13 protein-coding genes are annotated in these 13,677 nt (G+C 53.6%); all 13 read right to left on the bottom strand.

The genetic code is table 11. From position 1 onward, the window contains the following. Positions 1-258: 258 nt before the first annotated feature. Positions 259-2,277, bottom strand: a complete 2,019-nt coding sequence (locus NR177_RS00845) for a DNA topoisomerase III (protein ID WP_256852083.1) — start codon at positions 2,275-2,277, stop codon at positions 259-261. 11 nt (positions 2,278-2,288) lie between these two features. Next, on the bottom strand, positions 2,289-3,014 hold the full coding sequence (locus NR177_RS00840; RefSeq protein WP_256852082.1) for a PFL_4669 family integrating conjugative element protein: 726 nt from the start codon (positions 3,012-3,014) through the stop codon (positions 2,289-2,291). Positions 3,015-3,265: 251 nt separating this feature from the next. Further along, the gene (locus tag NR177_RS00835; RefSeq protein WP_256852081.1) at positions 3,266-4,531 is read right to left on the bottom strand and encodes an STY4528 family pathogenicity island replication protein; all 1,266 of its coding nucleotides are present in this window, start codon (positions 4,529-4,531) and stop codon (positions 3,266-3,268) included. Positions 4,532-4,610: 79 nt separating this feature from the next. Next, on the bottom strand, positions 4,611-4,841 hold the full coding sequence (locus NR177_RS00830; protein ID WP_256852080.1) for a hypothetical protein: 231 nt from the start codon (positions 4,839-4,841) through the stop codon (positions 4,611-4,613). Continuing rightward, complete coding sequence (locus tag NR177_RS00825) at positions 4,841-5,437, bottom strand: DUF2857 domain-containing protein (protein WP_105079533.1); 597 nt, start codon at positions 5,435-5,437, stop codon at positions 4,841-4,843. Before NR177_RS00825 ends, NR177_RS00830 begins: the two co-directional genes overlap by 1 nt. Positions 5,438-5,521: 84 nt before the next feature. Beyond that, on the bottom strand, positions 5,522-6,265 hold the full coding sequence (locus NR177_RS00820) for a DUF2786 domain-containing protein (RefSeq protein WP_105079532.1): 744 nt from the start codon (positions 6,263-6,265) through the stop codon (positions 5,522-5,524). Further along, entirely contained in the window at positions 6,258-6,512 is a 255-nt protein-coding gene (locus tag NR177_RS00815) for a TraR/DksA C4-type zinc finger protein (protein ID WP_105079531.1), read from the bottom strand. The genes NR177_RS00820 and NR177_RS00815 overlap by 8 nt, the downstream gene beginning before the upstream one ends. After that, positions 6,505-8,217 (bottom strand): ParB family protein, encoded by a 1,713-nt coding sequence (locus NR177_RS00810; protein WP_256852079.1) that lies wholly within the window; start codon positions 8,215-8,217, stop codon positions 6,505-6,507. Before NR177_RS00810 ends, NR177_RS00815 begins: the two co-directional genes overlap by 8 nt. Then, the gene (dnaB-PI, locus tag NR177_RS00805) at positions 8,214-9,578 is read right to left on the bottom strand and encodes an SPI-7-type island replicative DNA helicase (RefSeq protein ID WP_256852078.1); all 1,365 of its coding nucleotides are present in this window, start codon (positions 9,576-9,578) and stop codon (positions 8,214-8,216) included. Before dnaB-PI ends, NR177_RS00810 begins: the two co-directional genes overlap by 4 nt. Then, positions 9,571-10,458, bottom strand: coding sequence for a ParA family protein (locus tag NR177_RS00800; protein ID WP_256852077.1), 888 nt, complete (start codon positions 10,456-10,458; stop codon positions 9,571-9,573). Before NR177_RS00800 ends, dnaB-PI begins: the two co-directional genes overlap by 8 nt. A 502-nt stretch (positions 10,459-10,960) precedes the next feature. Continuing rightward, the gene (locus tag NR177_RS00795; protein ID WP_256852076.1) at positions 10,961-11,422 is read right to left on the bottom strand and encodes a hypothetical protein; all 462 of its coding nucleotides are present in this window, start codon (positions 11,420-11,422) and stop codon (positions 10,961-10,963) included. An 860-nt stretch (positions 11,423-12,282) separates the two neighbouring features. Next, positions 12,283-12,702, bottom strand: a complete 420-nt coding sequence (locus NR177_RS00790) for a hypothetical protein (RefSeq protein WP_109716712.1) — start codon at positions 12,700-12,702, stop codon at positions 12,283-12,285. Positions 12,703-12,760: 58 nt separating this feature from the next. Beyond that, positions 12,761-13,615: a hypothetical protein gene (locus tag NR177_RS00785; protein ID WP_256852075.1), complete on the bottom strand. Its 855-nt coding sequence runs from the start codon at positions 13,613-13,615 to the stop codon at positions 12,761-12,763. Positions 13,616-13,677: the final 62 nt, after the last annotated feature.

The following is a 13,677-nucleotide window of genomic DNA, read 5'->3' as shown; positions in this document are numbered from 1 at the left end:
GCCATCGGGGTCTGCACCATCGACCTTTTGTTAACCTGCCTGAGGCAGTTGCCCCGCTGGCGCGTTCAGCGCCCGGCACGGGTTTCACGGAGTTTTCGTGCCTTACCGTCTCACGCTCAGGTGTGGGCATGGGCGGTCAGACTGTACTCCGGCAGCACATGCATTAGATGCTGACGGAGCCCGCAGTCACGGGGTGCGGCTTCAGAGCCGGCGTCACAATAACAAAGGCGCCACCCGCCCGCAATCGGATAAGACGGGTTAATTCTTTTTTGTTTTTGTCGACTTAGCACGGACCGGGCTTTTGCGCTTTGCCTTATCCAGACTGATGATGCCTTTGCATTCCGGGTAGCGCGTACAGCTGCGGAATTCTCCTTTAGGGCTCCTGCGTAGGGCGGTTTTGCTGCCGCAGAGCGGGCAAGGAGGAGAAGGCGGCACCCGGATGCTGATGCGCTGCTGCATCCCCTGGCTGACTAACGTCGCGGTCCAGGCGGTCTGACGCTGCAGAAAGTCGTTCAGGTTCATACGGCCGGCAGCTACTTCGTCAAGCGCCTGCTCCCAGAGTGCAGTCATACCCGGGTCGGTCAGCTGCGCTGGCAGGGCATCGATGACGTCCGCCCCCAGGTCTGTTGCCAGAAGTTTACTGCCTTTGAGCGTGATGAACCGGCGGCTCAGCAGCTGCTCGATAATGCCGGCCCGTGTTGCTTCAGTGCCGAGCCCGGCACTTTCTTTGAGGATTTTACGCAGCTGAAGGTCGGTGACGTACGCAGCGGCGTTCATCATGGCACCAATCAGCGTGTCAAAGGTGTAGTGTGCAGGCGGCTGGGTCATCAGCTGCTTAACCTCTGCGCCGGTAACGCCGCACTGTGCACCTTTTCTGAGTGGTGGCAGGGCACCTGCGTTTTCATCATCAGCAGCGTTCTTATTCTCCTCGTCCTTTGTAAACAGCACTTTCCAGCCCTTCAGGACTTCGGTGCGGCCGGTCGTGCGGAACAGCTGGCCACCAATATCAAAGGAAATGCGCGTCGCATCCGACTCGCACAGCGGCAGAAACTGGGCCAGGTAGTTGCGACGGATGAGCAGGTAGACCTGGCGCTCTGTCTCAGTCAGGCCGGACAGCTGAACGGCGTTGCGCGTGGGGATAATGCCATGGTGCGCCGTGATTTTTTTATCGTTCCAGATGCGGGAAACAAACCCTCTGTCTAATTGTGAAAGCAGGGATGCGAATTCAGGTGAGGGGTCAGTCCGCGCCATGGCATCAAACACGGCCGGGATTTCTTCCCGCATCGACTCAGGCAGCCAGCCGCAGTCTGTGCGGGGATAGGTCGTGGCCTTGTGCGTTTCATACAGGCTCTGGGCGGTGTCCAGCACCTGCTGTGGCGACATATTCCACATCCTGCCGCAGGCCCGCTGCAGCGTTCCCAGTGAAAAGACCAGCGGGGCGGCCTCTTTCTCGCGTTTAGTTTCGTACTCCGTCACCGTGGCAACACCCGCCTGGCGGCAGAGCTGCGCCACCTGCTGTGCAATATTCTGGTGAATACAGCGCTTTTCCTCATCCGTATAGACGGCGGCCGGGACCCACGATGCCTGAAAACTGACACCTGAAGCACTGAGCACAGCCTTAACCTGCCAGAAGGGCTTCGGTACAAAGGCAGCAATTTCGCGGTCGCGCCGAACAACCAGTGCCAGCGTGGGCGTCTGTACCCGCCCGACTGAGACCACACCCTCAAAACCTGCTTCGGCTGCCCGGAGGGTATACAGCCGGGACAGGTTCATGCCGACCAGCCAGTCCGCGCGTGAGCGTCCCAGCCCGGCATGGTACATCCCAACCGAAGCCTGTCCCGGACGCAGGTCGCTCAGAGCAGCCCGGACGCTGAGCTCGTCCAGTGCCGAGAACCACAGGCGCAAAATCCTCCCCTCCCAGCCGCAGTAGTCCAGCAGTTCGCGGGCGATGACTTCACCTTCGCGATCGGCGTCGGTCGCAATGACCACCTCATCTGCCTGCCTGAGCAGTTTCTCAATGACCTTAAACTGATCCTGCGTGTCCTTTTTAACGACAACCTGCCATCTTGAAGGAAGAATTGGCAGCACAGACAGCGACCAGGGCTTGCCGTACTGCTGGCCATAGACCTCCGGGGGCGCGGTCTCCAGCAGATGACCGACCGCCCAGGTGACCGTCACGCCATTACCCGTCAGAAAGCCCTCACCACGCCGGGTCGCGCCCAGTACGGCGGCAAGGTCACGCCCCTGAGAAGGCTTTTCGCACAAAAATAACCGCATCACCGGCCCCGCTATTGACCGGCTTTATAACGCAGGCGCAGAAGGTTCACGCTGGCTTCATTAACCGGCGGGGAGAACGCCGAGCGCTTTTCACCAAGCAGAACGGCACGGTCGGGTTCACCGGCTGCTTCGCACGCTTTCCGCCAGGTTTCATTATCTTCAGCGGCATCGATACGAGTGGCGTCAACATGGCGGTATGAAAGTACCGTACCGTAAATCTGTCGTAGAAGACGACCACCTTCGCTCAGATACTGATCTCTTTTAGAACGTGTTATCAGACCATAATGTGATGCCTGCAAAACCTTTTTGGCAAACTGATCGAAGCCCATGAGCAGGAATACACAGCGATAACCCAGAGGGGTTCGGGTAAAGACATTAATGTCGAGTGGCTCAGCTGCTTCAACGTCGCTGACCGACACACCTTTAGGCAGCATGCTCATGTCTTTATCAATCTGTTCCAGCAGAGAAGTCATGGCTTCAGAAGCAGACCTTATTTTTTCTTCAAGCTGGAACATCGCCTGATCTGCCCAGGGGTTATTCCTGAGCGAATCCTGATTTATCTGGCCCGCTCTCTGGAAAAACTGAGGCATACCGATGATCCCGTGTCGCCCGGGCTTATCAGACTCATTCTTTTCCGGCTTGCGTCCCTGCCAGAGACCAATTGCATAATTAGTATGAAGCGCTATCGTCATTTCTGACTGTAACGCGCCGGTCCTTTTGTCTGTTTTCTCTGCCATTATTGTCACCTGCTGTCAGTTAAGATGAGGCGACATCTTCATGAAATTCCGGGGCTTACAATAGCGTGAAACTAATAACCCGAAATCTGTATTTTAAAGTGTTGTTTTTTTGACCTTGCTGCCAGTGGCAGCAAGTGCATTTTTTAACCAAAAGAAAGTATAGCTATTGGTCATAGTAGATAGAACAATCAGTTAATATGACCTCGGTGGTTATTTTTTATGCTTGCTGCCACTGGCAGCAAGGCTATTTTTTAACCGTTTGATTGCGATTTTTTAACAAACTGCTGCTTTATAGCGGCAATAGCTGCGCTGACCTGCTCAGCGGACGCTCGGTTCTCTGGCAGGACGGGAGCAAAATTCTTTGAAACGGCGACCGATCTAGACCCATCTGCGGCATTGTTGGTATGAGTTGTAGTCCCCTGGGCAGAGGGTTTCAAAGGGGCTTCAGACGCCCGGAATTCGCCCTGTCTGGCGCGTTTAAGCATGGCAAACATCCAGCCGGCAGGGTTCGCCAGGCGGCCTTTGCGCAACTGCGCCTCCAGCAGGCCGCTCAGCCCTTCAGCAACCGGCACCGGCAGCGCACCGAACTGCTGGCTCACCATCTGGCGGTCTTCGCTGCTCAGCATGGCCAGAAAACTGTCAGGCAAAACCGGCTGGTCAGCAACGTACGTTTCTTTAATCACACTCTGTGTGAAAGAACGTACGTTACGGTTCGAATTTCGAACTCTGTTATAAGTGCCTGATTTCAGTCTGAGTTCGGATTCCGTATTCAGTGATTTTAGACCCTGCGCATGACTGAGTTCGGATTCCGAACTCAGTGTTTCAGGGGATTTTTCAGCAGCTCTCTGACTGAGTTCGTTTTTCGAACCCGGTCGTGCCGTGCCGCTTTTACGCATCATGGCCAGCGGCGTTGACGGAGCATTGAGGCGACTTTCAATCAGCGCCAGGCGGTTGTGACGGTGGCGCATCCCCGTGTCCTGCAGAATGTCGTTAACAATGGCCAGCGCCGTCATGCGCACGGATTTGTTCTTACTCAGGCAGCTCTGCTCAACCAGCGTCAGCCAGCCCGGGTCGAAGGTCTCCGCATCACGGTAGCCCAGCGGCTCATCGTGCTGGGCATAGATGTTGCCACGCACCCGTCCGCCCTCGTCGCGGACCTTTTTGCACAGGCTAATCCAGCCCGTAAGTCGCAGCATCAGCAGCGTACGGCTCACGGTTTCCCGCGAGGCTTTGTCAGAATGCGCCGAGGCCAGCTGCGCCTGCAGCTCGTCATAGGTCGGAAACACCGCCCCCTCATTCTGCTGAGCGTAAAGGCGTATCATCACCCAGGCGGTTTTATCGAGCGGCGACAGGCGCGTGTCGAGAAACAGCTGGCGGGGAAACGCATCGTGGACGTTGCCCATAAACAGCAGGCCGCTCCGTTCCTGGCCAGCGTCGCCACTCACAGCCCTGCGCTCAAGGCTTTTTTCCATGCGTGACAGCGTGTGCGCCACGATGCTGTCGGCGGGTATGTTCATTTTTTTGTGCCCCTTTTTTACCTGAGACAGCACAGTGCCGGGATAAACCCGGCACTGTCTGGTCATCGCTGGTCGTCCGTTACCGGCGTATTTCACGGTTATATGTCTCATGGTCCATCAGCCACCACTGCCGGCCACCGTCCTTGCTGAGCATTCGCCAGTATGGGCCGACATCAATTTTGAGGTAGCCGTTGAGGGCGAGCCGCCGGAACACCTTTTTACCGCTGCTGAGCGCAAGGAACAGCTGCTGAGCCCGGCGGCGCACTGCTGGCGAAACTTGCTGACGCCGTGTAAAGTCGCTTAACCGCATCAGGCCTCCTTACGCAGCGCAGGTACTGAGGGAACCCGTTTTGATACCTCACGGCACCACTGGCAGACCTTCGTCCACACGGCGGTCAGCGACAGGCCGTGAAGCTCAGCCGCCAGCATCATCGCCTCCAGCGCCTTGTGTGATTCCGGCGACTCAATACCGGTGTTTTTCCACTCGTTCCACAGAAGCGCATCCTGCTCCTCGGTCAGAGACTGCGTCCGGCCCTGGCGGCTCTCAATACCCATCAGCCGGCGACGGCTGCTCACGTCTGAAGGTGACATGCCAAAGTATTTGTCCATCAGCTCCATAGAGCCGCCGAGCTCAAGGGCGCGGTCGATCATCAGCATGCGGGCCTGCTCGTTACGTGCCTGGTTGAGTATCAGCCAGAAGTTCTCATGGTTGAATTTGACGTCCAGGACGGACACCTTCGACTGACCTATGTAGTGCAGCTCGTCGAGGCTGAGGCCGCTGAGCGCACGAATTTCCTCAACGGACAGGCCCATCGATTCACAGCGACGTATGTTGCCGCTTTTGATGTCCATCAGCAGCGAGTTCAGAATGCTGGCTGTCGCGCCGGAAAGATTTTGCTGGTTCACAGACCACCTCCCGGGCAGACCTGGCTGGTCAGCTGTATTGCATCAAAAAGCCAGCCTGACAGGCAGGCCCCCAGTAAGAATGTGTTAATCATTGCGTGTGTCTCCCGCCGTAAGCTGCTTATTAGCCTGCGCCCCTGCCAGGCCGTGACTGAGTTCGGCCTGACGGCCTGCGAACCATCCGGCGTTCCTTGCCAGCAAATCACCGCGACAGCTTTTCGCCTGGCGCGTTACAACATCGGATAACGTCTGCCCCGAATGCCGCTGCGCAAGCCAGCGCTGCAGCAACTGATTCTCACCGTCAGGCGTACTGAAAGACTGCAGAACCTGCCAGACGCCGGAGACCCAGCCTTCACGGAACTGGTCGGCGCGGCCGCGAAGCGTACTCTTCTTAATACGCTGCCTGCGGTAACTCGACATGTGCGCATCTGTTGCCGCACGCACTTTGCGCTGCAGCACGGTATAGATATAGAGGGCCAGTTCGGGACGTTCCCCGAAGCCGTAGAAGTGGAGTGAGCGACGGACCAGGCGCAACCCGCCCGTGCTCACGTAACCGTACCAGCCGAACCAGCACCGGCAGCCTGTAGCCATGCATACCACTGTGGCCAGAGAGTGCATCCAGGCGGGTACTTTCTCAGCGTTACTGGTCAGCTGTTCGCAGACCGATTCACCTATCTCACTCAGCGTAATCTGATCGTCAGTCAGGCCGTGACGGCGCATAAGCCGCTGGGCCAGCGCAACCGCCCGGGCGGCTTCATGATCGTTGCTGTTCTGCGTCCCCAGCGCCATCAGGCGACGGATGCGCCGGGTGAGCTTTGAATTTTCAGGCATGACGCGCCCCCCGGTAACTGCCAGCCATGTGTAGAGCCTTTTTCTCCTTGACGTCCTGGCAGCCGGCGCAGAGTTTCACACCCGGCATCGCACGCTGGCGGCCAACTGGAATGTCAGCACCGCAGCACTCACAGAACTCGTTTGACGGCTCATTAGTACGGAGCTGGGACCGGACGGCGTCAATGCCGCGCTGAATGAATAAAGCCGTACTGGCCTGTGCCATTTCGTCGTTCAAATCATCAGACATTTTCTCCCCCTTTTGCGGCGAGGCGCTGCAGCTCACGCAGGCGGCGAATGATGCGAATAAGGCGCATCATTTTGACCACCATGACGTCGTCAAATACCGGCGTGTCGGCCGGTTCCTGTGAACCAAAAAAATTCAGACAGAACATGAACATGTTGCACTGCTGATTAGGCAGACGACCGGAAAGGCCTGCCAGGAATAAGCTGAATTCTCTGCTGCCGCCGGATACGGAAAAACCGGCAGACTCAGGGCTTTTGTCCTCACTGATGTCGCTTACACACCCCATACCTTCGGCAATTTCGTAGACAAGTCGGTAGGCCATGTCCTGGAGATGCTCAACATCATCCTGCATAGCCGGGATCAGCCAGATGTCACTGACGGGTTCAAGGCCGGTTTCAGCAAAGCTCACGGACCCGGCTGACATTGACTCCGCATCGTCCTGCTCACCAAACGCCGAGGCCAGGGAAAGACTCCCCGGAGAAATCAGCCCCGTGCCGTGTTCAGCGTTATTGTTGACACCATCACCGGTAATAACGGGACGGCCACCAAACAGGTCATTCTGGATTTCTCTGCGCGGAAGGCTGCCGGCGCTGATGCCGGAGCTGTTGGGCAGAACGGTATGACCAGCTTGCTCAGGAGCAGGTTCGGGGCGGGTTGAGCCAGTGAGAGTGCCTGAGCGCAGGCCGGTGAAGGGCGTGCTGGAAGTCGTGTCATCCGGCAGAACGGTAAGGGGAGAAGTGTGCCCGCCGGAACGCTCCGGGACCGGGCTGAGGGTAAGTGAGGGCATGGCCGGCGGCTCCCCAAACTGCTCGCGGCGCTTCTGTTCCTTAGGGTCCAGCTCAATCATCCAGCGGTCATAGTTGAGACTAGGGTGTGGCAGAGCTTTTACCAATTGCCCGATAAACTCATCCCTGAAGGTCTCAAAAGCATAACTGTCAGGGTGATCAAAGGGGTGGCAACTTGTTGAGAAGACTTCATCGAAAGTGATGGAGGGGGCTGACTCATGAGCAAACTGCGCCCAGACTTTTCCTGCCTGGGAGCGTATACGGAGAAGAGATAGGGCCTGCAGACGGGGGAATCCGCTGTTCAGTAACGTAGGCAAGCATGGCCAGAGGTATTTAATCGTGTCTTCCATTCTGCTGATAGTGGAGTTATCTACTGGTAGTCCCTCTTGGTTCAGCAGTTCCGAAAGCTCCCGCAATGTCACCGAACGACCCAGAATTTCTTCCTGGATGCAACGGGCATTATGCACTCCAAATGCTTTATCAATATATGTCAGGTCTCCCCTGACTTCATTTTCCGCGAGGTGGCCAACAAGACATTTAAGACGGCCCGGCCAGGGCTTAAAGACAGTCAGAATGCGATAAAAACGTTCATCACCCGTCTCCTGCCACAGTTCACTGAGGATCTGATAACGGGTGTTACCACCGTCGCTGAAGATGTAAACGTCCTCTCCGTCGGGGTCGCGGGTGACTTTAGGTACGTTATTGAGTCCGATGGCCAATACTGATGCCTTGATTTCCTCATAACGTGGGTTTTTGCTTTTACGCGGGTTATCAGGATTGGGACGAAGTTGGTCCAGAGTCAACACCATGGCCATCTCACTGACCGGCAAGGGGGCCGCTGTGACATTATCACTCAACTGCGCTGGTGATTTCCCCCGCTGCAGCATCGCAGTGCCCAGGTTCAGGTTGCGTACGTTATTCATGCGGACCTCCTGGCATCGATCTGGAGATTCTCAAAGCGGGTGTAGCGCCCCTCAAAGCGCAGCCGCAGGGTGCCGGTTGGTCCCTGACGCTGTTTGCCGATAATGAGTTCAGCCAGGCCTTTATCCGGGGAATTTGCGTTGTAAACCTCGTCACGGTAAACAAAAATAATGACGTCAGCATCCTGCTCAAGGGAACCCGAGTCACGCAGGTCGCCATTGTTGGGCCGCTTATCGGCCCGGCCTTCCAGTGCACGATTGAGCTGTGAAAGTGCCACCACCGGACAGCCCATCTCTTTGGCCAGCGCCTTCAGCGAACGTGATATCTCTGCGATTTCCTGGGTGCGGTTTTCCTGGTCCGGACAGCGCATGAGCTGAAGGTAGTCCAGACAAATGATGTCAGGTTTACCGTAGCGGCGGGCATTACGTCGCGCACGAACGCGAAGCATGGCTGGCGTCAGATCACTGGTGTCATCAATGAGCAGACGCTCTTTAATATCCTCTGTGAGTAACTTAAAGACATTCGATACGCGGGCCCAGTCCTCTTCGTCCATCATTCCGCTTTTCATACGGGTCAGGTCAACATTGCCAAGCGATGAGACCACGCGCATCAGAATTTGCTCTTCAGGCTGCTCCAGGCTGTAAAACTGACTGATTGAGGCCACGTTTTTCATCAGAGAATTCATGATGATATTAATGAGGAGTGCAGTTTTTCCCATGGAGGGGCGTGCCGCGACGAGAACAAGGTCACCCGGCTGAAGTCCGCTTGTGAAAGCATCCAGGTCGTCAAACCCTGTTGGCGTGCCCGTGATGCCGTCAGGAGTCTGACAGCGTCGTTCAAGTTCGGCCGCCAGCTTTTCCAGTCCGTCAACGATGGTCACGCCCTGCTGTGGTTCGGCCCGCTCTGCAAGCTGTGTGATTTTCCGCTCGGCCGTTTCCATCGCTGCCGCGATGTCAGCGCCCGGCGCGGTGGCTGACGCATGTATCTCACTACCGATGGCTGCCAGCTGGCGCCCGCGACTGTAGCGGGCCACGATGTCGCAGTAGTGCGTGATGTTAGCCACGCTGGGGGTGTTTTTGGCGAGCTCTGCCAGATAGGCAAAACCCCCAAGTTGCTCAAGCAGGTTCTTGCCCCGGCTTTCAATGCTCTCGGTAAGCGTTAGCAGGTCAATCGGCCTGCCTGCCGCCACAAGATGCGACATGGCATTGAATATTTCCCGGTGAGCCTTTTGAAAGAAATCATCAGGCCCAAGACGCATGACAACCTCATCCCAGCAGTCATTGTCCAGCATCAGGCCGCCAATGACGCTCTGTTCCGCGTCCAGTGCATAGAGGCCCGGAATATTTCGGCGGTTATCAGACATGACACCCTCCGCTGACAGCAAAGGAGTCAAAACGCTCTTTGAACTCGGGGAACAGTTCACTCGCAAGCTTGTGCATAGAGTCAAATGCTGAATCGCTGACGCGGGACGTTTTGTTCTCAAGCCGGTGAACGGGGAGTCCGCTGGCATGGCCCTGCTCATAGACGGTGAGATCGTAAATACGCGTCTGCAGCATGGATATGGCTATCTCATCAGCATGAGCGCTGTACTCTCTGCTGTTAATGATGGCTTCGGCCTGCTCAAAGGTTGTTTTTGCAAGAGCTGTATATTTCATGCAGTTAACGAGCATGCGCACAGCCGGCAGTCTGATCCCGAATGCAGAGTAGGAACGAAGGTCCTCCATCAGCGCGACCGTTCCGCGTAAAAACTCCCTAACATCTGGCAGCACAGGCTTGACCATGCCGATCATTTCACCCGTCGAAGCCAGTATAATCAGCTCCAGCATTACGGATTTGGCACCCTGTGAATCAATCAGGATCACGTCATAGCTTTTAAACAAAGGAGCTGAGAGCGCATTGCGCAGACGTACACGACCATCGGGAACATTAAGCATGTGGGTCGGGAGAAGATTACGGGGATCGTTCGATGCAATGAGATGAAGGTTAACGATGGCGGTGCGGGAGATGATGTTATCAGCCACTGACAGGTCTGCATTCTGCATAAGCAGTTCATACAATCCGCAAGGGGCTTCATAAGTCAGAGGAAATATACTGCTGGCCGTTGGCTGGGCGTGATCGCCATCAATGATGAGAACCTTCAGGCCGGCATCAGCCAGAAATCCACCAAGATTAGCGGTTTGAGTTGATTTACCCTCTCCACCTTTGGTAGAAACAACGGGTATGACTTTAGTTTTTGGATGCATTTAATCACCTGATAACTATGCGTTATTCAAGTGCAAGCAAATGCGTACTTCACTGCGTTTCAGAAACACGGGGATTGAAAATCCCCGTGTCCCTGGTTCGATTCCGGGTTCGGGCACCATATTAGTGTCTTGGGATATCTCAATAAGTCCGGAGACATAAAAATCAGTACGTTAAATAAACCCGATGATATCATTGAATATCAACGGGTTTTTTTATATCTGGGTTTTGACGGCTTAACTGCAAGCCAGTGGGTTCGATAAATGCTGGAACCCCCATCAATACCGCTATTCGCAACACAAAGCTGCTCGATAAACCTGACAAGCTGCAGGGCATCATTATTCAACGAACAGTGCTGTAGGCAACGTATATACTCATTGGCGACAACAAGATGAAGCGGACGTTGAGTGCTGATCTGACCGTTAGGCGAGTGGCTGGGCGTGAGCCCACAGCATACTCAGCACCCTGATAAAGTCGACGCGATATCAGTCCGGTGCCTCATACTCATGCCGCCATCTCGTCGATAAGCTTCACGCCGTCGGCCGTTCGCAACCAGCGAGGCGCTTTCATTTCCGCGGCAAAGTAGTTAATCAAGTCATACAGCAAATAACTCAACTGTTTCTCCGTTTCAGAGGACAATCCCTGCCCCGCCAGCGTTTGTGTCAGTGCTACACAGTAGCGACAAAGCTCCGTGCATTCAGGTTCAAACTGAGGGGAATTTGCAGGGAGCGTATCCACGGTCAGGCTTTCAACAAGATGGGACGGAACGGGTTCTAACAGCGTGGGCTGGAGCAGTGTTAAACAGGCATTGAGTCTGCCGCAGAGTGCCATTCTCAGCGTGGGATCGTCGTTTTCAACCAGGGTTTCGGCAAAGTTTTCGCAGTGGTCGGCAAGAACGGTGAAATCAGTGGCGGTATTGAAGGGAACAATAAGTAACTGATGTGTTTGGGTGAGGATCGTAGCCATAGTAACAGCCTCCAGTATGTGGTTTTACATACCACCACCTGAGGTTCCAATCTCTTGGGTGGTGGACTGAACGGGGTTGGAACTACCGGCCATACTGGAACCGGCGCACCTTACGGTGCCCCCGCCCAGCCCACCATAATTTTGGTATAGCTAAGCGCGCGACATAAAAAAAGACGCAAGCGCGTCACGTGTCGCCAGTATGGTTATGTTTCAGGGTTCCAATCCCGGCACCTGATTTTGCAGGTGCGAGGGGAAGATACTGCTATCGGTAAGGAGCCGCAAGCAGTTTTATGAGAGTTAGCGAGGCGAGACGCTAATTTCGAATCCGCCTCGCAAAACCGTACAGGAGATGATTTGACCGTACTCTGTTTGTTGATTAGCAGAGAGAAACCCTGCGCGCAGTGCAGTACAGTGAGTTGCTGGTTTTCCAGCTCTGTTTTTTCTGGCGGGAAGCTATTCCCATCACCGTTTTGGTCTATTTATTCACAACGGACATTTCTGGAAGCGTAATTTCAGCCATTTAAAGAAAAGAGTCTGACATGTATTTGAACGTGGTCCGGACGCATTACTGAAGATGGACGGGAGTACATGGTATTTATTCCCTGCCAGATACATTTAATGCAGCCAGATAGAAACCGGTTAGTCTTGGATATAAAAGATAAACTGGGGATCAGGATCAGACGTTAAAGATATATTGATAAGATTAAATCTGACAGAAGTGGCGCAGTGCCATAGCGCTAATGGCTTAATCCATTCTGACTCAATCACTCACAGAACAAGAAAGCTATTAACAACGCATCGGCAATAAAAACTTAAAAAAGAGGGGGAGATTAAATCCCCCCGCTCCTTAACTGCAAATTTTACAAATACCAATTCGTTACAACGTTGTTTTTATCAAACCATACCGATAAGTAATCACTATGCTGTTCTGTATTACCACTCAGTTTGCCGGATGCTTTTGTCATTGAATCAGAGGCACCTTGCGCACTCGAAGCCATTCCAACGGCGCTTGAGAGGGCACTCACGCCCGGAATATATCCTAAGACGCTTGACGCAGTACTTAAGTTTCCACCCTTTCTATAACGCCAGTTGACCGAACCATCTGAGGATGAACTTTGATCGTCAGGTACGCCATAAAGCGCCTTGACTTCAGCCTGTGTAGTTTTGTTGGCTATGATATGGGATGAAACATAAGTGCGGCTAAATTTATCCTCTCCACCCGATGTGCTACATCCTGTCAATACGAACATTATTGTGAAAAGAACCATGATGCTTTTCATTTTTTTCTCCATGAGTTGTGAATAACTGACCGCTTTAATGAATCGATAAAAAGGTGAGTTAGCTTTTGTTAAGGTCAAATGTCTTGAGTTTGAATAAACATCCGCTTGCACCGTTTAAAGGCTTCGCGTCAACAGGTATAGAAGTAAGAAAATCACCGGCAGTGCTTACAGAACACCCCTCTGTATTCATTGGTGAATCATCAAAACCCCATTTTAATCCACCTGACCACATACAGACGTCCTGTTTACCATTACGCCAGGCAGTACAGGGAACACCTTTGTATTGCTTTTCTCCCGCTATTTTCCAGCCGACAGACTGGGCATTCTGATGATTTTGAATACGACTGTCGCTGTCGATAGCCTGATACATTCCTTCATCTGCAGCGTCTTTAACTTCGTTTTGGTCTGTGTGTTCTGCGAGTGTAATCATACAGGCATGTTGAGCATCCTCGCCTTCAGCGCTCATCGTCCAGTTTACTTCCTTAGCAACCTGACGATGTCCATCAATGAATATCTCTACCTCTCCCTTACCCAGTCGGGCCTCATCCTGTGATGAAAGCGCTTTGAAAGGCATGCCGGAACCCTTGCAGGCATCGAGTTTCACTTGATAATTCTTACGTGCAAGATTTTCACCATTTGGCAACCACTCCCATTCAAGTACCACATGCATTGTAGGGAGCGCCAGGGCACTACTATCTGAATTAGAAGCTTTGTCACTGTTTTCTTTATAATCTTCTTGATTATCTGTGGCAGAAGATATTGCAGCAGACTGGGCGTAAGCACTACCGCCAGAAAAAAACCAAAAATTAAAAGCGATTAGCGCTGAAAGGAAGACCGTTATGCTTTTGTTGGAAACAGTTTTCGGTGACTTTTTTATAAAGCATAATTGAATGTTTTTTATGTTTTTTTTCATTTTAACCTTCAAGTATTTTTACCATAAAACTTCAATGAAAGTTAATATCAACTAAATCTGGC

Origin of the sequence: Pantoea sp. Fr+CA_20 (genome assembly GCF_024520835.1) — a bacterium.
Classification (GTDB): domain Bacteria; phylum Pseudomonadota; class Gammaproteobacteria; order Enterobacterales; family Enterobacteriaceae; genus Pantoea; species Pantoea allii.
Note: the sequence above shows the minus strand (reverse complement) of the source record. Positions and strands in the feature narration are given on the sequence as shown.